We start from the raw sequence: 21,880 nt of genomic DNA, 5'->3' as shown, positions 1-21,880 counted from the left end.
AAACGCCTGCCCGTTGCAGGCGTTTTCATTTCTGCTCTGCTGACTTTTTTCGCTCAAATCCCCGCTAAAAATGTGATCGCCTCCGGCAAAAACCGATTTACATACTTGTATGGTAGTTGGCTTTTGACGTATTTATAACCAAAGAAAATGCATCTAACTTTTACTGCAAAAGGTCGTAACCGATGAAAATCGTGAATGCTGAAGTCTTTGTCACTTGCCCGGGTCGCAACTTTGTGACGTTAAAAATCACTACCGACAGCGGTCTGACCGGTATCGGCGATGCCACCCTGAACGGCCGTGAACTGCCGGTCGCGTCTTATCTGAAAGATCACGTCTGCCCGCAGCTTATCGGGCGAGACGCGCATCAGATTGAAGACATCTGGCAGTTCTTCTACAAAGGCGCGTACTGGCGTCGCGGTCCGGTGACGATGTCGGCCATTTCTGCGGTCGATATGGCGCTGTGGGATATCAAAGCTAAAGCAGCCAATATGCCGTTGTATCAGTTGCTCGGCGGCGCATCCCGCACCGGCGTGATGGTTTACTGCCACACCACCGGCCACTCCATCGACGAAGTGCTCGATGACTATGCCAAGCATAAAGAGCTGGGCTTTAAGGCGATTCGCGCCCAGTGCGGCGTGCCAGGCATGAAAACCACTTACGGCATGGCGAAAGGCAAAGGTCTGGCGTACGAGCCCGCAACCAAAGGCAACTGGCCCGAAGAACAGCTGTGGTCCACGGAAAAATACCTCGATTTCACACCAAAACTCTTTGAAGCCGTGCGCAACAAATTCGGTTTTGACGAACATCTGCTGCACGACATGCATCACCGCCTGACACCCATCGAAGCCGCGCGTTTTGGCAAGAGCATTGAAGAATATCGCCTGTTTTGGATGGAAGATCCGACGCCTGCCGAGAATCAGGAATGTTTCCGTTTGATCCGCCAGCACACGGTCACACCCATTGCCGTCGGCGAAGTCTTCAACAGTATCTGGGATTGCAAACAGCTTATTGAAGAACAGTTGATCGACTATATCCGTACCACGCTGACCCACGCGGGCGGTATCACGGGGATGCGCCGCATCGCCGATTTCGCGTCGCTTTATCAGGTGCGCACCGGTTCGCACGGCCCGTCAGATCTCTCTCCAGTCTGCATGGCGGCTGCCCTGCACTTTGATCTGTGGGTGCCGAATTTTGGCGTGCAGGAATACATGGGCTATTCCGAACAGATGCTGGAAGTGTTCCCGCATAACTGGACCTTCGATAACGGCTACATGCATCCTGGCGAAAAACCCGGGCTGGGCATTGAGTTTGACGAAAAACTCGCCGCGAAATATCCGTACGAACCGGCCTATCTGCCGGTGGCCCGTCTTGAAGACGGCACTTTGTGGAACTGGTGAGGGAACGAAAAATGAACAGTGTCGTTATACAAGAACCGGGAAAATTAGTCATCGAGCAACGTGCTTTGCCGGTACCTGCCGCCGGCGAGGTACGAGTTCGGGTGAGTTACGCAGGCATCTGCGGCTCCGATGTCCATATCTATCACGGCCACAATCCGTTCGCGAAATACCCGCGCGTTATCGGCCATGAGTTCTTCGGCCACATCGACAGCGTCGGTGAAGGCGTTGATACGGCACGCATCGGCGAACGTGTGGTCATTGACCCGGTGGTGAGCTGCGGGCATTGCTATCCGTGCTCCGTCGGACGGCCTAATGTCTGTAACGAGTTACAGGTGATCGGCGTTCACCGCGACGGCGGTTTCAGCGATTACGCCTGCGCTCCGGCTAAAAACGCCTATAAAGTCCCTGCGTCCATTTCCGACAAACTCGCCAGCATGGTCGAACCTTTCACGATTGCGGCGAACATCACAGCCTTTTTGAAACCGACACCGCAGGATACCGCGCTGGTGTATGGCGCAGGCCCGATGGGGCTGACAGTGGTCCAGGTGCTGAAAGGCGTGTACGGTGTTCAGAACGTGATCGTCACCGATCGCATTGAAGAACGTCTGCATATGGCACTCGACAGCGGCGCCGACTGGACCATCAATAACAGCGCACGCAGCGTGGCTGATGTGTTGTCCGCTGAGGGCGTGCGCCCGACGATAATCGTTGATTCTGCCTGCCATCCGGCGATCTTGCAGGAAGCCATATTGCTGGCTTCACCGGCCGCGCGTATCGGCATGATGGGCTTCTCTGGCGAGCCGAGCACCATCACGCAGCAAAGTATTACCAGCAAAGAAATTTCGCTGTTCTCTTCGCGCCTGAACAGTCACCGTTTCCCGCAGGTGATTGAATGGATGGAACAGGGAAAAATCACGCCTGAAAAACTGGTGACGCACTGGATGCCCGCCGGAGATGTGGAAGCCGCACTGACGCTGTTTGAAAAAGATCAGCGCTCCTGCTGCAAAGTTCTGCTGACGTTCTGAAGACCGTTTTTATTTTAATTGTTTGAAACCGCGGGAGGATTTTTAAATCTTCCCGCAAACCGTACCTCATATTCTACCTACAAAGAACGCAACACTATTAAAACGACACCAAGTGGAGCACCTTACCTATGTTTAAGAACCTACGCTGGATCATCGTATTCCTGCTGTTCATGGTTTACATGATCAACTATCTCGACCGTGTAGCGCTGTCTATTACGGTACCGATGATAGAAAAAGAACTGACCATTAATCCTGAGCAGTTCGGGATAATATTCGGCAGTTTTTTCTTTGGTTACGCCATATTCAATTTCATCGGCGGCCTGGCCGTCGATAAATTCGGGCCAACGGTCGTGATGGGATTAGCCGTCGGGCTGTGGTCTGTATTTTGCGGAATGACTGCCATCGCCACCGGCTTTTATTCCATGCTGATATTGCGGGTATTATTCGGCATGGCCGAAGGCCCGATATGCGCTTCCGCCAATAAGATGATTAACGGTTGGTTCCCGAAGAAAAAGGCCGCCACCGCAATGGGGCTTCTCAGCGCCGGTTCGCCTCTGGGCGGCGCCGTTGCCGGGCCGATCGTCGGCTATCTGGCGCTGTCTTTTGGCTGGCGTCCGGCCTTTATGGTGATTGCCGCTATCGGGATTGTGTGGATGGCAATCTGGTTCTTTACCGTGGCGGATAATCCGCTGAAAAGTAAACGCGTCTCGCCGGAAGAATTACGTTTAGTTGATGAGATGAAGAATGAGAATATCAGTGAAGAAGACGACCTGGCGCACGCCGCGCATGGTCTGGGATATTATTTACGTCAGCCTATTATTCTGGTCACGGCGTTCGCCTTCTTCTGCTACAACTATATTTTGTTCTTCTTCCTCAGCTGGTTCCCGTCTTATCTGGTTCAGGCACACGGGCTGAATATTAAAGAAATGAGCCTGACTACTGTTATTCCGTGGATTGTCGGATTCGTCGGTCTGGCGCTGGGCGGTTATATCTCCGATAAAATTTTCAATATTACCGGCCGCTTACTGCTGTCGCGCAAAATTATTCTTGTCTTCAGCCTGTCTGCCGCCGCTATTTGCGTCGCACTGGCCGGTATCGTCACCAGTGTAGTTCCGGCCGTGGTACTGATGTCTGTTTCTATTTTCTTCCTGTATACCACCGGCGCAATTTACTGGGCGATTATTCAGGACGTCGTGCATAAATCCCGCGTTGGCGGCACCAGCGGCTTTATCCATCTGGTCGGTAGCGTATCTGGCATCGTCGGGCCGGTCGTAACAGGCTTTATTGTGCAAAACACCGGTCATTTCGACAGCGCCTTTATTCTCGCAGGCGGCGTTGCAGCCCTCGGCGCGATTCTGGTGTTCTTTGTGATTAAAGCCCCAAAGCATTCACCGGCCACTAAATTATCCCACGGCTGAAGTTCTGAATGAAAATGCCGCGCCCGGCTAAAAGGCGCGGCATTTTGCCAACACAGTTGCTGTATATCCGGAGCATTTCACCATGACACAGATTTCATCGCAGCCTCTCTCTGAAGCCGCCGAAAAAGAACAGCGTGGATTATTAAGACGCGTCGCAGGCGCTTCCGCTATCGGCACCGCTGCCGAATATTACGACTTTTTTGCCTACGGCACGGCGGCCGTTCTGTTTTTCGGTCAGCTGTTTTTCCCCAGCCACGACCCGCTGATCAGCACGTTGGCCGCTTTCGCCACGTACGCCGTCGGGTTTCTTGCCCGTCCGTTGGGCGGTATTGTTTTCGGCCATATCGGTGACAAAGTCGGACGCAAAAAAGCGCTGGTGATCACCATTCTGATTGTCGGTTTGGGAACCTTCTGCATCGGCCTGCTGCCGACTTACGAAAAAATCGGGTTCTGGGCGCCGGTTCTGCTGATTTTAATCCGCGTATTGCAGGGGTTTGGCGTGGGCGGAGAACAGGCAGGCGCCGTACTGATGACCGCCGAATATTCGCCGCCGGAACGCCGGGGCTTTTTTGCCAGCTGGGTACAAATCGGCGCGCCGCTGGGCTTTCTTCTGCCGTCGGCTTTATTTGCGCTGCTGACATCGCAGTTATCTGCCGTACAAATGCTCGACTGGGGCTGGCGTATTCCCTTCCTGCTCAGCCTGCTGCTGGTGATCGTCGGGCTGTTCATCCGTCTGCGGATTGATGAATCACCGGTGTTTGCTGAAATCCGTAAAACCAAAGCGGTGGAATCGCGACCGGTCGTGGAAGTCATCAGATTGTATCCGGGGATCATCGCCAAAGGCGTGTGTGCCAAACTGATCGAAGCCTGCGCATTCGCCATGTTCACGGTGATTGTGCTGGCATTCGGTAAGGCCAATCACCTGAGCGAAAGCATTCTGCTGCAAACCATGATTGTGGCCGTCATTCTGGAGATATTCGCCATCCCGATGATGGGTAAACTCTCCGACCAAATTGGCCGCAAGCCGGTGTATATGGCCGGTGCGGTGTTGCTGGCGCTAGGAATTATTCCCTTCTTTCTGGCACTGAAAATGGACACGTTCTGGATCACGCAAATTGCGATGATCCTCGCGCTGACTTTCGGCCACAGCATGTGTTATGCGCCGCAGGCCTCGTATTTTCCTGAGCTGTTCCCGACGCGGATCCGTTGCAGTGGCATTGCGTTAATCTGGCAAATCGGTTCACTCATCGGCAGCGGGATTCTCGGGCTGGTGGCGGTAAAAATCCTGCAAATGACCGGCGGCGATTATCACGGGCTGGCGATATACATGATTGTTCTCGGCGTGGTCTCAGTGATCGGCCTTGCCCTGCTGCCGGAAACCGCGCCGGGCAGAAGAAAGAGCGAATACCACAGCTGGAAACAGTAATCCCGCACGGCCCCTTCGGGCTGCCCGTCACGGCAGCCCGAAGGGTGACGGGTTATACCTCATCAACCCACACACGCATTTCACCTTCCCCACGGTTTGCCCAGGTAAAGTACGGCACAAACGTCATGGTCTGCGGCACGGCCTCTTCAACGGATGGATTGAAGCGATAAAGCGGTTGCTGCTCAGCATGGTTTGACGTGCACCGCTCGCCCTGCGTTTGTAAAAGCGTTTTCCCGGCGAACAACCCATTACCCGCAATCAGGCGAAATGGCGCATTTTGCGGCAAACGGATGTTATGCAGTTCGCTGCCGTTGTCGGCCTGTTCGAGGCAGTAAACCAGCGGCCCACGCTGTATCGCGACTTTCCCGGCGACATGCCGCAGCAGCGCATTGCCTTTCACGCGCGTTACCGGCATCGGTAACGTCATCTCAATGCGATCCCCTTTTTGCCATTCCTGCGTCAGACGCAGATATCCGCGCGATGTCCGGGCGGCGACGTCCAGCGGTTTGCCGTTAAGCGTCACCTGTGGGCTGGCACACCAGTCGGGTAAACGCAGCGCCAGCGTGGCTTTGAGAGGCTCTCCGGTGTCTACTTCAATCAGCACATTTTCAGCCCAGGGATAACCGCCGGATTGCCTGAGGCGCAGCGGCTTACCGCCAATCGTGGCTTCGACATCGCTGCCGATATAGAGATTAATGTCCACACCGTCCGGCCGCTGGGTATAAATATAGTGACCGAGAGACGCCAGAAGCCGCGCGATGTTAGGCGGGCAACAGGCGCAGCCAAACCAGCGCTGACGGACCGGTTTTACATGGTCATAAATATGGTTGAAGGAAATGCTTTTCGGATGGACTTCCAGCGGATTGACGTAGAAAAAATGTTTGCCGTCGAGCGCCATGCCGGCAAGCACCGTATTGTACAGAGCGCGTTCCATGACATCGCCGTAACGGCTGTCGGCCTCGAGCTGCAACATGCGGTTGGCAAACATCATCAGGCCAATCGACGCGCAGGTTTCGGTATAGGCCGTATCGTTGGGCAAATCATAATCCGACGAAAAAGCCTCGCCACTGCTTTGCGAACCGATAGAACCGGTGATATACATCTGCCGCTGCGTCATGTTTTCCCATAACCGCTGGCATACTTCGCGTTTTTCCTGATCCTGACTCAGCCGCGCCAGATGCGCGACACCAGCGTATAAATACACAAACCGCACCGCGTGCCCGATAGCCGTAGTCTGCAACGCGACCGGCAAATGTGCCTGACTGTAGGCTTTATCCTTCACCATCCAGGCCGGACCGTAGGTATTCCAGTGAGACGTTTTACCGCGTTTTTCATACTCAATATCGTAGAAATGCGGCTGCGTACCGCGCTGTTCGACGAAATAACGCGTGAGTTCGAGATAGCGCGTTTCGCCGGTTTCTTCATATAAACGCATCAGCGCCAGCTCAATTTCCGGATGACCGGGATAACCGTGTAATTGCTTATCACCCGGCCCGAAAACGTCACCAATATGGTCGGCGAGCTTACAGACAATTTCCAGCAAACGCGTTTTTCCGGTGGCCTGCGCGTAAGCGACACCCGCCTCGATCAGATGTCCGGCGCAATATAGCTCATGGCATTCCGCCAGATTTGTCCATCGCTGCTGCGGCTCTTTGACCGTGAAATAGGTATTCAGATAACCATCCGGATGCTGGACGGCACCAACCAGTTCGATGACGCGGTCAGCAGTTTCTTCCAGCTCCGGATCCGGCGTTTTCGCCAGCAAATACCCCACCGCTTCCAGCCATTTGGCGACATCGCTGTCCTGAAAAACCATCCCGTAAAATTCGCCGTCGCTCTGTCCGGCCGCGATACGGAAGTTCTCAATGGCGTGGCTCGGCTCCGCATCCGCCACTTCATCGTTCAGCGCTTTCCACTGATACGGCACAACCACATCTTTCACCAGACGCTGGTATTCCAGCCAGAATGCATCGGAAATATTCACCTTGTGCAAAGGCACTTCTAAAGAATCAACCGGAGAAAAAGACATACAACCTCCTGAATCGTTATCGTCAGTTAAATTTTGGCCGCCAGCTCACGCGACATGCGCGTCAGTAATGTGTTGTTGAGCTTGCAGAAAATCAGGGTGCCCGCCAGCAGCAGATGCATCGCCGCAGGCAGCAGGCTTTCGAGAAGTGTGATCCCGCGGAGCGAGGCTGCGGTCTGGTGATCTGCTCCGGCCTGATAAGAAACCAGCACGAAGACCAGGCTGATAATCCCGGCGCTGGATGCCCACGCGAGTTTGATGAAGAAAAGGTTAAAGGCGAAGTTCATGCCGGAAGAACGGATGCCGTTTTTCCAGTGGCCGTAGTCATCGGCGAACGCCATCAGTGAAAAGTGCAGCGGCAGCGTAAAGCCCAGAATGACGCAATGGACAAAAATAATGCCCAGCCAGAGCGTCTGCCACTGTTCGCCCACCGGTACGAACCATAACAGCAGCGAAAACACCGCCAGCACCAGATTAGTCAGCATGTAGAGACGCACGCTGTCGATAAATTTTGTCAGCTGATTGACGATCACCGCCCCGAGAATCGACGCCAGCGTCACCATGCCGAAGAACATCGAGGCGTAACCCGCACCGCCTCTCAGCACGTACGTGATGAAATACATATAACCGCCGCCGCGCAGGTTAAACACGTTGATCAGCAGGAAAGACATCAGCAATACCAGCAAAAGCTGATCATTTCTCAGCATTCCGCGAATGTGCTCACGGACGCTGAACTGCCCGAGCAGTGCCAGCGGCAGGCGCTCCCGCACGGCAAAAAAGCACCACAGGAACATCCCGACTGCGATCACGCAAAGCAAACCGACGCCCTGCTGATAACCCGCCGCAGCGTTACCTTTTCCCAGTACCTGTACCAGCCACGGCAATCCGACCGACACCAGAAAACCGGCGACGCCGCACAAGACAAAGCGCCAGGACTGACAGGACATCACCTCGCGATGATCCGTGGTCATGGTGTTAATCAGCGCGCAATACGGCACGTTGATCGCGGTGTAAGAAATGGACAGCAGGAAATAAGTGAAAAATGCGTAGGCAATTTTGGCGTCACCGCTCCACCCTGGCACGGTGAACGTGAGAAAACCGACTACGCCGATAGGCAGCGCAATCCACAACTGCCACGGGCGAAAACGGCCCCAGCGACTTTGTGTCCGGTCGGCCAGAATGCCCATCAGCGGATCGGAAATTGCATCAATAACACGCAGTGAAATAAACAACGTGCCGACAATCGCAGGCGTCAAACCGAAAACGTCGGTATAAAAAAAGGTTAAAAAACTGGTGATCAGGCACGTAATTATCGTCCCTCCGGCATCTCCTAATCCGTAACCAATTTTCTCACTGACCGAAAGTTTGGCGTTTGCAGACACAATGACGTCAGTGCCCCTTACCGGCGATGAACCGGTATTTATAGAATCGGTTGGCATTTTATTTTCCTCGCTTTTATATCGTTATTTATAAGCTTCAGAAACGTATTAAATAAGACTGAGTTGTAATATCAGCCCGGCGATAAATAAGGTACGCCGTAAATCTGGCACAGGGCTCTTACGCCAACAAGAGGAGGATAAAGTAGTTAAACGGGACAATTCCGACTGATGAATGGAATCTGTGAAGCAGATCAAAAGCTCATTCCTGCCCGCTGGCAGACCACGACCGCTGTGCTAATGTTAGGCTTCAACTGCCAGATGAGTGCCTGAAATGCTTTCATTTTCCGTAAATTACCCGGTTAACGTGCAAAACGGTGGCTTATTTATTTCCCGTGGAGTGGGTACACATCCGACCCGAAAGCTCAGTTCACATGAACTCATTTATGTTGTGCGCGGTACGCTTTCCTTACATGAAGAAAATACCCGTTTTGACTTACGCGAAGGGGAAAGTTTACTGTTATTTCCCGGCCGGGAACATAAAGGCGTGACGACGTTTGATCCTGAGTTAAAATTCTATTGGCTGCATTTTGACATTGTGGAAAAAACGACATTAATTCAATCACAGCAAAATAATCCCTCTTTACAGCTGAATATTCCACAACACTGCAAAATCAGGGATACGGAAACCGTGTTAACCCTGTTCAGATTATTTTTATATGAGCAGGAACGCGGTGGAAATTCTCTGTCATTGTTTCTGGTTTTATTATTGCAAGAGGTCTCCCGCGTCTGGCCTGAAAATGTGGAGCCCGGCGGGCCGGGTGTCGCGCTGGCCTATAAGGCGCGTGAACTGATTACCACGCAATACCATCTGCCACTCAGTGCCTCTGAGCTGGCAAACAGATTGCACTGCAATGCTGATTATCTCGGCCGGGTTTTCCGCATGACGTTTCAGATGACGCTGACGGATGCGTTGCATAAACAACGGGTGGCGGTGGCGGAAAAACTACTGCTGAGCAATACCGGCAATGTTGCGGATGTTGCGCGAAAGACCGGTTTTAACGACGTGGCCTATTTTCGCCGGATTTTCCGCAAATTGCTGGGTATCACACCGGCGGCCTACAAAAAACTCTATTGCCGCGAGCATATTAATTCCCAATAATTTGATAAAACCTTGCGCTAACAATCTCAAAATCCTGAGAAAACTCATGTTAGTATTATCTTCTCACGATTCTGAAGACAAATTGAGCCCATGACAGACTCCTTTGAATTTCTCAGTAATGTGCCGGTAAATCAGCAGATTTATCGCACTTTGCGTCAGGACATTGTCACCTGTGCCATCGCACCGGGGGCGTTCCTGTCGGAGAAAGAAATTTCCACGCGTTTTAATGTTTCCCGCCAGCCGGTTCGCGAAGCCTTTATCAAACTCGCCGAAGCCGGGCTGGTACAGGTTCTGCCACAGCGCGGCACTTACGTGATGAAAATTTCTTCCAAACGGGTGGCCGACGGCCGTTTTATTCGTGAAGCCGTTGAAACCGCCGTCGTCCGCCGCGCTGCCATGGTCGCGACGGATAAAGATCTCGCGCTGCTTGAGCACAATCTTGAACGGCAGACGCTGGCGGCAAAAAGCCAGCAAACGCAGGAATTCCTGTTACTCGACGATGAATTTCATCGCACCATCGCGCAGATTATTGACTGCCGGCTGGCGTGGGAAACCGTCGAGCACATCAAAGCCACGATGGATCGCGTGCGGTTTCTGACGCTCAGCAAGGTATCGCCGCCGGAAAATCTCATCGCGCAGCATTACGCCATTTTTGACGGACTGAAAGCGCACGATCCGGACGCCGCCGAAAAAGCCATCCGCATTCATTTGCAGGAAATGATTTCCACCATTACGCCGATTGCTGAGCAAAACAGCGACTGGTTTGATGCGGAATAGATAGGGCAAAAAAAGTTTTCCCCGCGTTTTAGCGCAATGCCAGCGCGCGGGGCCCAACGCGTTTCAGGGAAGTTTAGTCCAGCCTTTAGGCGGATGGTAGAAGGCTTCCGGCGGACCAAATGCGCCGAGCCCCTCTTCATCGAAGTCAGAATACTTTTCTTCGCAATATCTCAAATACCCAACGAGCATATCGACCAGCTCAATCTGGCGTGGGGTTAACTGAACGGATTTACCCAAACACTTTTCCTTATATTCAGACTGTGAAAATTGATATTTATTGGAATTAAATTAAAGCGTTCTATTATTTAATTTTGACTTCATATACTCGTCTAACAGAAAGTAATTTGACTCACATTCCATCTTACCTGCCACTTTGGTTAAAGGTGCTTCTGACATATAAAAGCGCATTACGACTTTATTGACAACATCTTTAATAATAAATCGTGTATTTTCTTTCACCAGTAATTTATTTCCATCAAGAGAGTTGGCATAGGTGACCGTAATACACAGGCTAAAAAACAACATTTTTCTTTTTAATGGATGCTCAGGCGTTTTACGGTAAAAATTCTCCAGCGCATTGATTTCAAGATCATTCTCTGCAAACCGGCAGGATTTCAATAAGAAAGCCGCCCGCTCCTGTGGCGGATTTTTAAGACAAAACACGTAAGCGGTTTGCTCAACCCCAGACTCAGCAGGTTTGTTTTAACGGTATTCATTGAATAACCATTTCCAGTTAAGCGGATTCTTTTTCGGTTGCAGTAAATTACGTCGGGCCTTGCGCTGCTGCCAGATAATATCACTGCGACAAATACGTCTGATAATAAGCGGGGTTTTTAATTTATCAAAGACCGCATTCATGATGAGAACCGTCTCGTTAATTACCGTTTCATGTAACGTTAAATATTTCATTCTGTTTATCGTTCCCTGATTTCAATGAGCGACAGAATAATCCCGGCAAAATGAATCACAATGCAGCATGCACGTTTTTACGAGACGCCTCGGGAAATTTCGTTATCAGGGCTAACGTAACCCGAAAAAAATGCCCGTTTTGCGGGGTAGCCCCAAAATTTGTATGACAACTTGGTGTAAGCTGTAAACCACATCAATATCGTGGATACTTTTATGCCTGCTACAGCCCCCCTGAAAAAAAGCTATTACAGCGCAGATCAGTCGCTGTCCCTGTCTCAGCTCGATGTCGAGAAAATCAGCCAGGTCGTGCGCGATCTGGACGTGGCTGAAAGCGAAAAAGAGCATTACGTCACAGGCTGGATGGGCCAGAACAGTGTGGTACTGGTGAGGAATTATCAGGACAAACGCGGGACGTCTAACGGAATTGTCATGTCACGCGGCAATCGTTACAAACTGACCATTCAGGCCATTACCTTCCGCATTCCCAAATTTCTGTTGTGGATTACGTTCCGCCGCAAGCCCCGTACCATGACCGTAATTGCTTACAACAAGCTGGGTGAACAGGCCACCGGTCTGCAACAGTTTATGCATATTCAGGAACCTGAGCTGAAAGAGCAGCTGGAAAGCGACTGGCGTGAGCTGAATGATTATCTCGGCATGGCCTGCTGGCAGATGGAGAATAATCAGCCGCTGTGGCGCAAGCTGCGTGAAGAAATCACGCCACAGTCGCTGCTGATGCTGGCGGGATCCACGTGGTTCAGCGGCAAGAAGCTGCAAAAAGACGGTGAATGCGAAGGATTGTGGCTGCACGAGCATTTTATCGGGCGTCGTACCGGTGAGCACGCGGCGCTTTTGCTTTCGTGGAAGGATGAGGAAAATCAGGATATTGCCAGTTACCTTTTTGAACAGGTTTCATCGAATAAAATCCGTGTGATGTTTCGTCCGCGCAAAGAAGATAAGTTCTACCCGCTGAACCCGTTTGACGCCGTGCATCTGCAACAGGCGCTGACGATGTATTACCAGGCAGAAGAGGCGCTGAGCGAAACTCAGCGCCGCGCCTGATAAGTTTTACCACCAGCGGTGAAAATGATGCACCGGCCCGATGCCGTGGCCGACTTCCAGTGAGTCGGCCTGCATCAGCGCCTGTTGCAGATAGTCTTTGGCTCCCCGCACGGTATCTGCCCAATTATTGTGACGCGGACGCAATGCCGCCAGCGCTGCCGACAACGTACAGCCGGTGCCGTGCGTATGTCGGGTATTCACCCGCGGCGCGGTAAAACGCTCACGTGAATCTGCCAAAAACAGCCAGTCCGGGCTTTCTTCATCACTCAGATGACCGCCTTTGATCAGCACAGCTTCACATCCCATCGCCAGTAACGCTTCGCCCTGTTCACGCATTTCTGACTCATTCACCGCTACCGGGCATTCCAGTAACGCAGCGGCTTCCGGCAGATTGGGGGTAATAATTGAAACCTGCGGAATAAGCAGACGGCGCACGGCATCAACGGCCTCCGGTAACAGCAGCGGATCGCCACTTTTTGCCAGCATAACGGTATCAAGCACCACAAAAGGCGGCTGATAATACTTAAGCCTTTCGGCGACCGCTTCAACAATCTGGCTGTTCGCCAGCATGCCGATTTTAGTGCTGTCAATCCGCACGTCGCTGAGTACGGAATCCAGCTGTGCGGCCACGAAATCCGGCTCAATGTTGTAAACAGACTGCACGCCACGGGTGTTTTGCGCCACCAGCGCAGTGATTACGCTCGTGCCATACGCGCCAAGCGCCGAGAAGGTTTTCAGATCTGCCTGGATCCCCGCACCGCCGCTCGGGTCAGTACCTGCTATGGTCAGGGCATTGATTCTTTTCATCCGATGTTTTCCCCGTTCAGCCACTCTTCGCGCATTAAATACAGGTTATCAAGAAACTCCGGCGTAAAGCTGCCCGGCCCTTTCACCACGGCGCAGGCGCGCTCACCGGCACACGACATTACTCGACATGCCGCAGCAACGTTATCCAGACGTTTGCCGGGCAATGCGGCAAATGCCGTAACAACCGCAGATAAGGAGCAGCCGGTGCCGACGATGCGGGTCATCAGCGGATGTCCGCCGGGAACCGACCAGCTGCGTTCACCGTCGGTGACGTAATCGGTTTCACCGGTGACAGCCACCACAGAGCCGGTTTCCCGCGCCAGCTTTTGTGCGGCGGGCAATGCAGAAAAGGAATCATCGCCGCTGTCTACGCCACGTCCGGATGCACTCAGTCCGGTGAGCGCACGGATTTCGGAGGCGTTTCCGCGAATAGCCGCGGGCGTGAGTTTGATGAGTTCGAGGCAAAACTCAGTGCGCCAGTTCAGGCCTCCAACAGCAACCGGGTCCAGCACCCAGGGTTTTCCGGCCTGATTCGCTGCCTGAATCGCCGCCAGCATCGCATCGGCATGAGGACGGGTCAGCGTGCCGACGTTAATCAGCAAGGCATCAGCTACTGCACTGAACTGCGCGGCTTCGGCTGGGTCAATCACCATCGCCGGTGAAGCGCCGAGTGCTAGCAGAACATTGGCCGTAAAGGACTGCACCACATCGTTGGTCAGACAGTGAACCAGCGGCGCGGAGGCACGAAGTTGTTGTAAAGAAGCGGCGGCTGTTGCACCAGAAAAAACGGAAGGTCGGGTGTTCATAGTTCTCCCCACCGGCGCTAAAGAAGGCGGTATCGGGAGAGATACCTGACTTCCCTACGCTGGCATAATCCAGATCAGGTAATACGGGTAAAATCTCAGCCGTTCTTTTGCAAGAGCGGCACCCCGAGTCAAGGAAGCATTATTGGTGGCGAGCCTGAGAAGGTCAATCAGGATTTTTCGTACAGCGCGTTATTTCGCCGCCGACGCAATAAGGTTAATTTCCAGTAAAACATCGACCAGAAGTTCCACGCAAACTGTTGTGCGTGCAGGATATGGCGCGTTGAAATGTTTTACATACGCCTCGTTAAAAGCTTTGAAATCTTTCTTATCGGTCAGGTAAACATTGACGGAAACAGCATCATCGATTCGTCAGGTTATATTCTTTAAGCGACCCGGCTATTTTCGAAAACACCAGATGAGTCTGCGCTTCAATTCCGGCGCGCGTTTTGCCTTCCGCTGTAATCGGCACTTCGCCGGAAACAAAATAAAGATCGCCGCTTTTGACGATAAACATCCCGCGATCCTGCATAACCCTTACGGCTTCCAGTTTTTTTATTCATCGGTTTACCCGCACACCCCGACTGAGACGGGGAAGAATCAATGATTTCTTCCATCATGGACTCGAGACCGGTTTGGGTATTTTGTGGCATATTCTCTGAAGAATACTGTCTGAACAGGCGCCCGAGCACCGCATGTGCAATTTCAGCTTCGCTGAGATCAACGTTGATACACAGGCTGGCAAATGCGATGCCCGCCTCGTCGCGATAAACCGTCGTGGCACTTTTCAGTTTTGTCCCTTCGCGGTCACTGTCGTGTAATCCGCAATAACCAGCGGTTCGGAGGATGGAAAAGCCGGATTCCGGGCGTTGAGAAGACCGGCGAACCCTAAATCACCGTCCGGGCCGCTGAACATGGAATCCTCCACCACGCGGCCGGAAACGTGACCATTGGTGATTTTCAGCACGGAAGATGACGGATTCGTCGGGTCATAAACCACGATTTCAGTATTGTTGCCGAGGGCCGCAGCGAGGGTATCCACGGAGGCGAAGAGCGTTTTCAGAACGAGTGCTCCTTCGGCTGCGGCTTCTGGTGGAATTTTGGGCATGAGTGATGTAATCCGGCATTGCATTTGAATCGAACACAATATCAACCGAATGTTGAAATATCATTTTGCTGTTGATTTATTTACCCCCGCACAACAAACCAAATTGAACTCCCGTAAACTCGCTGGCAGTATGGCTCAGTGAAGTGAACGTACTCTGCCCTCATATTTTCAAAGGATTTCACTCTTTGCCACCAGCACTCAACATCCGCCCATACGAAGAAGCCGATCGTCCTTTTTTGCGTACGCTGTATCTGGCATCGCGCAAACATACCTGGACGTGGATGGAAGACGTTTTTCAGCTCGAAGATTTTGACCGCGCCGTGATTGGCGAAACAATACTGGTCGCCGAACGTGACGGGCATCTGCTCGGATTCGCCTCAATTTTTACGCAGGAAAACTTCCTGCACAATCTGTTCATTGACCCGCAATATCAGGGCACCGGCGCAGGCAGCGCGTTGTTGCACGCCAGTGAAAAAACGTTCACCCGAACGGGGTCACTGAAATGCTTAGTTAAGAGTAAAAACTCTGTCGAATTTTATTTATCAAAGGGCTGGAAAATTATTTCGACCGGCGACAGTCCGAAGGGCGAATATTATTTATTTCATTCACCTGGCAAATGATTAATAGATAAATTATTAGCAAGCAAGTGTAATTTTCTTCATTCCTGATGAACATCAATTTTTCTTTGTAGTTAAAAGGTTAAATTCCACAGCAGTGCTATACATACTTTGTCTTCCGTAAACATTTTCGAGGGTAAGAATGAAAAAAACAAAACTGATGCAGGCAGCACTGATTACGGGTGCTCTGTTTTTGGCGGGTTGTACTAACCATGTCACACAAAAGGAAAAATTCTCAGGCTTCCTCGGTGACTATTCCAATCTGACTGAAGTAAAAACCGTATCAGGTAATCCTGTACTGCGCTGGATTGATCCTTCATTCAAAAAAGCCAATTATTCTTACCTGAAATACGAGCCTATTACGTTCTATCCGGAACCTAAGCCAACGCCACAAATCAGCAAAGAAACGTTGCAGGGTGTACTGGATTACGCAAACAGCCGTTTGAAACCCGCGATGGCGGATCGTTTGCAGCTGACTGACCATGCCGGCCCGCGCACCCTGATTTTCCGTGGTGCGATCACCGGCGTGAATACTTCGGCGGAAGGTTTGCAGTTCTATGAAGTGATTCCGGTTGCACTGGTCATCGCAAGTGCTGAAACCGCCAGCGGACACCGTACACGCGATACGGAAGTGTATTTCGAAGGTGAGCTGATCGACGCCAGCACCGGCAAACCTGTCTTCAAAGTTGTACGTAAAGGCTTCGGCAAACAGGTTTCCAATGACACCCAGAAAGTCACCGCTAACGATCTGAAAGTCGTGATCGATGGTCTGGCAAACGACACTAAACTGTTCCAGTCAAACTAAGTCAGACGCGTTAGTCAGCATTTTTGAAAGGCAGCCAAAGGGCTGCCTTTTTTATTTTGTTTATGCCGCTTTCTTCACACCGCACTGCTCATGAATTCCCGTAACCAGATATGCGCCGGGTCGCGGTGCGAGCGTTCGTGCCAGTACATGTGCATCTCAAAACCGGGAACTTTCACGGGCGGCTCGGTAAGGTGCAACGCGGGGTTTCCACGCACCAGACGCTCGGGAAGCATGGCGACTAAATCGGTGGTCAGCAGAACCTGAATGACAAACAGGAAATGCGGCACGGAAAGCACCACGCGCCGTGATAACCCGGCTTCTGCCAGCGCGCTGTCGGTGATGCCCTGAAATCCACCACCATCAGGCGAAACGATCACATGCTCAAGCGAGCAAAACACCGGCATAGTGACCGGCTTCGCCAGCTGCGGATGTCCTCTCCTGCCGACCAGCACATAACGTTCGGAAAACAATAACGTGCTGTGTAAATCCTTCAGCACCGCTTCCCCCGTATGAAACGCCAAATCCAGTTCTCCGCGCTCCATTTTCCGCATAATCCGCACCGGTGATGTTTCAAAAATCGCCAGTTTTGTTCCGGGCGCAACAGCGCGGAATGCCTGGAGCACAGGCAATACAATGGTGGATTCGCCATAATCCGCCGCGCCCAGATTCCAGGTATTCTCTGCCTTCGTCGGATCGAAAACGTCACCGGCAGAAACCGCAGACGCCAGAGCAGCCAGCGCCTGTTGCAGAGGTTGACGTAACTCATCAGCCCGCGCTGTCGGACGCATGCCGCGCGGGCCTGGCAGCAGTAGCGGATCGTCAAAAAACTCACGCAATTTAGCCAGCTGAACGCTGATTGAAGGCTGGGATAAGTTCAGCCGCTGCGCCGCCCGCGTGACATTGTGCTCCGCGAGCAGGACATCCAGCGTGAGCAATAAATTGAGATCCAGACGGCCGAAATTATTCATAACTATACCTGGTATATTTTAAATTCATTTTAACTATACCTGACGGCGGCCTACTCTGCTTTCATCACTTAACGGAGAGTCCGCCATGAATATTTTAATCGTCTACGCCCATCCGGAACCGAAATCCCTGAACGGTTCGTTGAAAAATTTCGCCGTAAAACACCTGGAGGCCGCCGATCACAGCGTACAGGTTTCCGACCTCTACGCCATGCAATGGAAAGCTCCGCTGGACGCCGCTGACAATACATCGCCTTCGACGGACATGCCTTTCAATCCTTCTCAGGATTCACAGCGGGCGTTCAAAAACGGAACGCAAAGCCCGGACATCACCGCCGAGCAGGAAAAACTGCGTTGGGCCGATACCGTGATTTTCCAGTTTCCACTGTGGTGGTTTTCCATGCCTGCCATCATGAAAGGCTGGGTGGAACGGGTTTACGCCTACGGGTTTGCATACGGCGTGGGCGAACATTCGGATTCGCACTGGGGCGACCGTTACGGTGAAGGGAATATGTCAGGAAAACGCGCCATGCTGATGGTAACGACCGGAGGCTGAGAACCGCATTACAGCCCGCGCGGTATCAACGGATCCCTAGACGATTTGCTGTTCCCCATCCATCACGGGATCCTGCATTATCCGGGATTTACCGTGCTCCCGCCGCTGGTGTTCTACCGCACTGGCCGTACGGATGAACCACGATTTCATCAGCTTTGCGATGAACTGGCGACCCGGCTGGATACATTGGAAACCATAACACCCATCGCCTTCCGTCAGCAAAATGGCGGCGACTATGACATTCCTTCACTGACGCTTAAAGCTGAAATCACGCCAGAGAAAACCGGGTTTGCGGCGCATCTGAAATAGAATTCTGAGAGTTTCAGACATAAAAAAACGCCAGCAGAGCTTGCGATCCTGCTGGCGTTTTTGTAGCGCTAAATTCTAGATTTCTCTAAAATTTATTCCCACTCAATCGTCGCCGGTGGTTTACCGGAGATGTCATAAACAACGCGGGAAATGCCGTTAACTTCGTTGATGATGCGGTTGGAGCAGCGGCCGAGGAAATCGTACGGCAGATGCGCCCAGTGCGCGGTCATGAAGTCGATGGTTTCTACTGCGCGCAGTGAAACTACCCAGTCGTATTTACGGCCATCGCCCATCACGCCAACGGAACGGACTGGCAGGAAGACGGTGAACGCCTGGCTGACTTTGTTGTACAGGTCGGCTTTGTGCAGTTCTTCGATGAAGATAGCATCGGCGCGACGCAACAGGTCACAGTACTCTTTCTTCACTTCGCCCAGTACGCGAACACCTAAGCCCGGCCCCGGAAACGGGTGACGGTAAAGCATGTCGTACGGCAGGCCGAGTTCCAGACCGATTTTGCGCACTTCGTCTTTGAACAGCTCTTTCAGCGGCTCAACCAGACCCAGTTTCATCTCTTTCGGCAGACCACCCACGTTATGGTGCGATTTGATTACGTGTGCTTTACCGGTTGCAGAAGCAGCGGATTCAATCACGTCAGGGTAGATAGTGCCCTGCGCCAGCCATTTCACTTCATCCTGCTTACAGGCTTCTTCGTCGAAGACTTCAACGAACACGCGGCCGATAATTTTACGTTTTGCTTCCGGCTCATCAACACCGGCCAGCGCTGACAGGAAACGGTCTTCCGCAGCAACGTGAACGATGTTCAGACCGAAACGGTCGCCGAACATTTCCAGAACCTGATCCGCTTCGTTAAGACGCAGCAGGCCGTTATCCACGAACACGCAGGTCAGACGGTCGCCGATGGCGCGGTGCAGAAGCATGGCAGTCACGGAAGAGTCAACACCGCCGGACAGGCCGAGTATCACATGATCGTCGCCAATCTGAACGCGCAGGCGCTCAACGGCGTCTTCGATGATTTTCGCTGGTGTCCACAGAGCTTCACACTCGCAGATGTCCATGATGAAACGTTCGAGCAGACGCAGGCCCTGACGGGTGTGCGTGACTTCCGGGTGGAACTGCACACCGTAGAAGCGTTTTTCTTCGTTGGCCATAATGGCAAACGGGCACGTCTCGGTGCTGGCAACGGTCACGAAATCAGAAGGGATTGCAGTGACTTTATCGCCGTGGCTCATCCAGACGTCGAGCAGCGGTTTATTGTTTTCGCTCAGGGCATCCTGAATGTCGCGGATCAGCGCGCTTTCAGTCTGAACTTCAACCTGCGCATAACCAAATTCGCGCTCGTTTGAGCCTTCAACATGGCCGCCTAACTGCATCGCCATGGTTTGCATCCCGTAGCAGACGCCCAGAACCGGTACACCGGCCTCGAAGACGTAATCAGGGGCGCGTGGGCTGTCATGCTCGGTGGTACTTTCCGGGCCGCCGGACAGGATGATCCCGTTCGGATTGAATTCGCGGATTTGGGCTTCGGTTACGTCCCAGGCCCAGAGTTCGCAATAGACACCGAGTTCACGCACGCGGCGTGCAACAAGTTGGGTGTACTGGGAGCCGAAATCGAGGATCAGGATACGGTGCTTGTGAATATTTTCGCTCATGAGGGGGCGTTTTCCAGAAAGCAATAAAAGCGTTAAAACAACAGGTTAAATTTTTCTTAGTGCAATAAAAGCAGACAGCGAGCTAATTGCTCGCTGTCTTAAGGGATTAAGAACCCATGCGGTAGTTAGGTGACTCTTTGGTAATCGTCACGTCGTGCACGTGGCTTTCCTGAATTCCCGCACCGCTGATACGAACAAATTCAGCCTTGGTGCGCAGGTCGTCGATGGTAGCACAACCGGTCAGCCCCATACAGGAGCGCAGACCGCCCATTTGCTGGTGGATGATTTCTTTCAGACGGCCTTTATAGGCAACGCGACCTTCGATACCTTCCGGCACCAGTTTGTCAGCCGCGTTATCGGTCTGGAAGTAACGGTCAGAGGAGCCTTTGGACATCGCGCCCAGCGAACCCATACCGCGATAAGATTTGTATGAACGGCCCTGATACAGCTCGATTTCACCCGGAGATTCTTCCGTCCCAGCCAGCATACCGCCGACCATCACGCAGCTTGCGCCGGCAGCGATGGCTTTTGCGATGTCACCGGAGAAACGGATACCGCCGTCAGCGATCACCGGAATACCGGTGCCTTCCAGCGCTTCAACTGCGTCAGAAACCGCAGTAATTTGCGGAACACCGACGCCGGTGACGATACGGGTGGTACAGATTGAACCCGGGCCGATACCGACTTTAACCGCGCTCACGCCCGCTTTAGCTAATGCCAGAGCACCTGCGCCAGTCGCAACGTTACCGCCGATGATTTGCAGATCCGGGTATTTTGCGCGGGTGGCGCGAATACGTTCCAGAACGCCTTCAGAGTGACCGTGTGAGGAGTCGATCAGCAGAACGTCAACGCCCGCCGCAACCAGAGCATCAATACGCTCTTCGTTGCCCGCGCCTGCGCCAACCGCAGCACCGACACGCAGGCTGCCCTGCTCATCTTTACATGCGTTTGGTTTACGTTCGGCTTTCTGGAAGTCTTTGACGGTGATCATACCGAGCAGATGGAATTGCGCGTCAACCACCAGCGCTTTCTCTACGCGTTTTTCGTGCATTTTTTGCAGGACGACTTCGCGGGCTTCGCCTTCTTTCACGGTAACCAGACGTTCTTTCGGCGTCATTACCGCGGTCACAGGCTGTTCCAGATCGGTCACGAAGCGCACGTCACGACCGGTAATAATACCGACCAGTTCGTTTTCTTCGGTCACAACCGGGTAACCGGCAAAACCGTTAATTTCAGTGAGTTCTTTAACCTGGCGTAAAGTGGTCGCCGGAGTCACCGTTTTAGGGTCAGCAACAACGCCGCTTTCATGCTTCTTCACGCGACGGACTTCTTCCGCCTGACGCTCAATAGACATGTTCTTGTGAATGAAGCCAAGGCCGCCTTCCTGCGCCAGAGCAATCGCCAGATTCGCTTCAGTCACCGTATCCATTGCTGCGGACAGCATAGGGATATTCAGACGGATTTTAGCGGTCAGTTGAGTACCGAGGTCGGCAGTATTGGGCAAAACTGTGGAGTGGGCTGGAACAAGGAGAACGTCGTCGAACGTTAGTGCTTCTTTTGCGATACGTAGCATGGGCAATATCTCACCAAGGTGGATGCGGAAAAGATAAAATATTGCAGCTGGAGTATACAGGTGAGTGTGCATCCCGACCAGCACTATTT

The 21,880-nt window shown here is 52.5% G+C and carries 22 protein-coding genes, 1 pseudogene and 1 riboswitch; of the genes and pseudogenes, 10 read left to right on the top strand and 13 right to left on the bottom strand.

Going from position 1 to position 21,880, the window contains the following annotated elements:
- The first annotated feature begins 182 nt into the window (after positions 1 to 182).
- The 4 genes from rspA (at position 183) to ACLBVC_RS19820 (ending at position 5,266) form a co-directional block, all read left to right on the top strand.
- Positions 183 to 1,397, top strand: coding sequence for a starvation-sensing protein RspA (gene rspA / locus ACLBVC_RS19835; protein ID WP_152324540.1), 1,215 nt, complete (start codon positions 183 to 185; stop codon positions 1,395 to 1,397).
- Between the two features lie 11 nt (positions 1,398 to 1,408).
- Entirely contained in the window at positions 1,409 to 2,422 is a 1,014-nt protein-coding gene (locus tag ACLBVC_RS19830) for a Zn-dependent oxidoreductase (protein WP_410151052.1), read from the top strand.
- 128 nt (positions 2,423 to 2,550) lie between these two features.
- Entirely contained in the window at positions 2,551 to 3,840 is a 1,290-nt protein-coding gene (locus tag ACLBVC_RS19825; RefSeq protein ID WP_410151051.1) for an MFS transporter, read from the top strand.
- Positions 3,841 to 3,922: 82 nt separating this feature from the next.
- A complete protein-coding gene (locus ACLBVC_RS19820) occupies positions 3,923 to 5,266 on the top strand; it encodes an MFS transporter (RefSeq protein ID WP_410151050.1) in 1,344 nt (447 codons plus the stop codon).
- A gap of 52 nt (positions 5,267 to 5,318) precedes the next feature.
- Here ACLBVC_RS19820 and ACLBVC_RS19815 read toward each other — a convergent pair whose 3' ends face one another.
- On the bottom strand, positions 5,319 to 7,295 hold the full coding sequence (locus tag ACLBVC_RS19815; RefSeq protein ID WP_410151049.1) for a glycoside hydrolase family 127 protein: 1,977 nt from the start codon (positions 7,293 to 7,295) through the stop codon (positions 5,319 to 5,321).
- A gap of 26 nt (positions 7,296 to 7,321) precedes the next feature.
- Complete coding sequence (locus tag ACLBVC_RS19810; protein ID WP_410151048.1) at positions 7,322 to 8,731, bottom strand: MFS transporter; 1,410 nt, start codon at positions 8,729 to 8,731, stop codon at positions 7,322 to 7,324.
- A 271-nt stretch (positions 8,732 to 9,002) separates the two neighbouring features.
- Here ACLBVC_RS19810 and ACLBVC_RS19805 point away from each other — a divergent pair, with 271 nt between their 5' ends.
- Both ACLBVC_RS19805 and ACLBVC_RS19800 read left to right on the top strand, forming a co-directional pair.
- Entirely contained in the window at positions 9,003 to 9,830 is an 828-nt protein-coding gene (locus ACLBVC_RS19805) for a helix-turn-helix domain-containing protein (RefSeq protein ID WP_410151047.1), read from the top strand.
- Between the two features lie 90 nt (positions 9,831 to 9,920).
- The gene (locus tag ACLBVC_RS19800) at positions 9,921 to 10,607 is read left to right on the top strand and encodes a GntR family transcriptional regulator (protein ID WP_013574394.1); all 687 of its coding nucleotides are present in this window, start codon (positions 9,921 to 9,923) and stop codon (positions 10,605 to 10,607) included.
- Positions 10,608 to 10,670: 63 nt separating this feature from the next.
- Here the strand turns inward: ACLBVC_RS19800 and ACLBVC_RS19795 are convergent, their stop codons facing one another.
- From ACLBVC_RS19795 to ACLBVC_RS19785, 3 genes are read right to left on the bottom strand one after another with little or no spacing between them, the layout of a single operon-like run.
- Entirely contained in the window at positions 10,671 to 10,844 is a 174-nt protein-coding gene (locus tag ACLBVC_RS19795; RefSeq protein WP_410151046.1) for a hypothetical protein, read from the bottom strand.
- Between the two features lie 51 nt (positions 10,845 to 10,895).
- On the bottom strand, positions 10,896 to 11,270 hold the full coding sequence (locus ACLBVC_RS19790) for a hypothetical protein (protein WP_410151045.1): 375 nt from the start codon (positions 11,268 to 11,270) through the stop codon (positions 10,896 to 10,898).
- 39 nt (positions 11,271 to 11,309) lie between these two features.
- Positions 11,310 to 11,516 carry a hypothetical protein gene (locus ACLBVC_RS19785; RefSeq protein ID WP_410151044.1) on the bottom strand — a complete coding sequence of 69 codons (207 nt, stop codon included), beginning with the start codon at positions 11,514 to 11,516 and terminating at the stop codon, positions 11,310 to 11,312.
- Positions 11,517 to 11,729: 213 nt separating this feature from the next.
- On the opposite strand from ACLBVC_RS19785, the gene ACLBVC_RS19780 reads away from it, so the two are divergent.
- A complete protein-coding gene (locus ACLBVC_RS19780; RefSeq protein ID WP_410151043.1) occupies positions 11,730 to 12,578 on the top strand; it encodes a hypothetical protein in 849 nt (282 codons plus the stop codon).
- A gap of 6 nt (positions 12,579 to 12,584) precedes the next feature.
- On the opposite strand, the gene thiD is transcribed toward ACLBVC_RS19780, so the two are convergent.
- From thiD to ACLBVC_RS19755, 5 genes are all read right to left on the bottom strand, one after another.
- Positions 12,585 to 13,385 carry a bifunctional hydroxymethylpyrimidine kinase/phosphomethylpyrimidine kinase gene (thiD, locus tag ACLBVC_RS19775; RefSeq protein WP_410151042.1) on the bottom strand — a complete coding sequence of 267 codons (801 nt, stop codon included), beginning with the start codon at positions 13,383 to 13,385 and terminating at the stop codon, positions 12,585 to 12,587.
- A complete protein-coding gene (gene thiM / locus ACLBVC_RS19770) occupies positions 13,382 to 14,191 on the bottom strand; it encodes a hydroxyethylthiazole kinase (RefSeq protein WP_410151041.1) in 810 nt (269 codons plus the stop codon). Before thiM ends, thiD begins: the two co-directional genes overlap by 4 nt.
- Positions 14,192 to 14,225: 34 nt before the next feature.
- Positions 14,226 to 14,327: riboswitch (TPP riboswitch) on the bottom strand.
- 53 nt (positions 14,328 to 14,380) lie between these two features.
- Positions 14,381 to 14,527 carry a RidA family protein gene (locus tag ACLBVC_RS19765; RefSeq protein WP_410151065.1) on the bottom strand — a complete coding sequence of 49 codons (147 nt, stop codon included), beginning with the start codon at positions 14,525 to 14,527 and terminating at the stop codon, positions 14,381 to 14,383.
- 22 nt (positions 14,528 to 14,549) lie between these two features.
- Positions 14,550 to 14,705, bottom strand: a complete 156-nt coding sequence (locus tag ACLBVC_RS19760; RefSeq protein WP_410151040.1) for a hypothetical protein — start codon at positions 14,703 to 14,705, stop codon at positions 14,550 to 14,552.
- A gap of 270 nt (positions 14,706 to 14,975) precedes the next feature.
- Positions 14,976 to 15,296 carry a PAS domain-containing protein gene (locus ACLBVC_RS19755; RefSeq protein ID WP_410151039.1) on the bottom strand — a complete coding sequence of 107 codons (321 nt, stop codon included), beginning with the start codon at positions 15,294 to 15,296 and terminating at the stop codon, positions 14,976 to 14,978.
- Between the two features lie 185 nt (positions 15,297 to 15,481).
- On the opposite strand from ACLBVC_RS19755, the gene ACLBVC_RS19750 reads away from it, so the two are divergent.
- Positions 15,482 to 15,916 (top strand): GNAT family N-acetyltransferase, encoded by a 435-nt coding sequence (locus tag ACLBVC_RS19750; protein WP_410151038.1) that lies wholly within the window; start codon positions 15,482 to 15,484, stop codon positions 15,914 to 15,916.
- Between the two features lie 139 nt (positions 15,917 to 16,055).
- Positions 16,056 to 16,718 (top strand): DUF3313 domain-containing protein, encoded by a 663-nt coding sequence (locus ACLBVC_RS19745; protein ID WP_410151037.1) that lies wholly within the window; start codon positions 16,056 to 16,058, stop codon positions 16,716 to 16,718.
- 74 nt (positions 16,719 to 16,792) lie between these two features.
- On the opposite strand, the gene ACLBVC_RS19740 is transcribed toward ACLBVC_RS19745, so the two are convergent.
- Positions 16,793 to 17,686, bottom strand: a complete 894-nt coding sequence (locus tag ACLBVC_RS19740) for a LysR family transcriptional regulator (protein WP_410151036.1) — start codon at positions 17,684 to 17,686, stop codon at positions 16,793 to 16,795.
- A gap of 85 nt (positions 17,687 to 17,771) precedes the next feature.
- Between ACLBVC_RS19740 and ACLBVC_RS19735 the strand changes: the two are divergent.
- Positions 17,772 to 18,548 (top strand): annotated as a pseudogene (locus ACLBVC_RS19735) (NAD(P)H-dependent oxidoreductase).
- A 92-nt stretch (positions 18,549 to 18,640) separates the two neighbouring features.
- Here the strand turns inward: ACLBVC_RS19735 and guaA are convergent.
- Both guaA and guaB read right to left on the bottom strand, forming a co-directional pair.
- A complete protein-coding gene (gene guaA, locus ACLBVC_RS19730; protein WP_101076328.1) occupies positions 18,641 to 20,218 on the bottom strand; it encodes a glutamine-hydrolyzing GMP synthase in 1,578 nt (525 codons plus the stop codon).
- A gap of 106 nt (positions 20,219 to 20,324) precedes the next feature.
- On the bottom strand, positions 20,325 to 21,791 hold the full coding sequence (gene guaB, locus ACLBVC_RS19725) for an IMP dehydrogenase (RefSeq protein WP_152324560.1): 1,467 nt from the start codon (positions 21,789 to 21,791) through the stop codon (positions 20,325 to 20,327).
- Between the last annotated feature and the right edge of the window lie 89 nt (positions 21,792 to 21,880).

It is taken from the genome of Rahnella selenatireducens, assembly GCF_046449555.1.
GTDB classification, from domain to species: Bacteria; Pseudomonadota; Gammaproteobacteria; order Enterobacterales; family Enterobacteriaceae; genus Rahnella; species Rahnella selenatireducens.
The sequence above is the reverse complement of the archived record's forward strand: the minus strand, read 5'-3'. Positions and strand labels throughout refer to the sequence as shown.

Excerpts from the sequence above, each read along its gene's own strand:
- rspA (WP_152324540.1), top strand. The coding sequence starts at position 183 with ATGAAAATCGTGAATGCTGAAGTCTTTGTCACTTGCCCGGGTCGCAAC.
- ACLBVC_RS19830 (WP_410151052.1), top strand. The coding sequence starts at position 1,409 with ATGAACAGTGTCGTTATACAAGAACCGGGAAAATTAGTCATCGAGCAA.
- ACLBVC_RS19825 (WP_410151051.1), top strand. The coding sequence starts at position 2,551 with ATGTTTAAGAACCTACGCTGGATCATCGTATTCCTGCTGTTCATGGTT.
- ACLBVC_RS19820 (WP_410151050.1), top strand. The coding sequence starts at position 3,923 with ATGACACAGATTTCATCGCAGCCTCTCTCTGAAGCCGCCGAAAAAGAA.
- ACLBVC_RS19815 (WP_410151049.1), bottom strand. The coding sequence starts at position 7,295 with ATGTCTTTTTCTCCGGTTGATTCTTTAGAAGTGCCTTTGCACAAGGTG.
- ACLBVC_RS19810 (WP_410151048.1), bottom strand. The coding sequence starts at position 8,731 with ATGCCAACCGATTCTATAAATACCGGTTCATCGCCGGTAAGGGGCACT.
- ACLBVC_RS19805 (WP_410151047.1), top strand. The coding sequence starts at position 9,003 with ATGCTTTCATTTTCCGTAAATTACCCGGTTAACGTGCAAAACGGTGGC.
- ACLBVC_RS19800 (WP_013574394.1), top strand. The coding sequence starts at position 9,921 with ATGACAGACTCCTTTGAATTTCTCAGTAATGTGCCGGTAAATCAGCAG.
- ACLBVC_RS19785 (WP_410151044.1), bottom strand. The coding sequence starts at position 11,516 with ATGAAATATTTAACGTTACATGAAACGGTAATTAACGAGACGGTTCTC.
- ACLBVC_RS19780 (WP_410151043.1), top strand. The coding sequence starts at position 11,730 with ATGCCTGCTACAGCCCCCCTGAAAAAAAGCTATTACAGCGCAGATCAG.
- thiD (WP_410151042.1), bottom strand. The coding sequence starts at position 13,385 with ATGAAAAGAATCAATGCCCTGACCATAGCAGGTACTGACCCGAGCGGC.
- thiM (WP_410151041.1), bottom strand. The coding sequence starts at position 14,191 with ATGAACACCCGACCTTCCGTTTTTTCTGGTGCAACAGCCGCCGCTTCT.
- ACLBVC_RS19760 (WP_410151040.1), bottom strand. The coding sequence starts at position 14,705 with ATGTTTATCGTCAAAAGCGGCGATCTTTATTTTGTTTCCGGCGAAGTG.
- ACLBVC_RS19755 (WP_410151039.1), bottom strand. The coding sequence starts at position 15,296 with ATGCCCAAAATTCCACCAGAAGCCGCAGCCGAAGGAGCACTCGTTCTG.
- ACLBVC_RS19745 (WP_410151037.1), top strand. The coding sequence starts at position 16,056 with ATGAAAAAAACAAAACTGATGCAGGCAGCACTGATTACGGGTGCTCTG.
- ACLBVC_RS19740 (WP_410151036.1), bottom strand. The coding sequence starts at position 17,686 with ATGAATAATTTCGGCCGTCTGGATCTCAATTTATTGCTCACGCTGGAT.
- guaA (WP_101076328.1), bottom strand. The coding sequence starts at position 20,218 with ATGAGCGAAAATATTCACAAGCACCGTATCCTGATCCTCGATTTCGGC.
- guaB (WP_152324560.1), bottom strand. The coding sequence starts at position 21,791 with ATGCTACGTATCGCAAAAGAAGCACTAACGTTCGACGACGTTCTCCTT.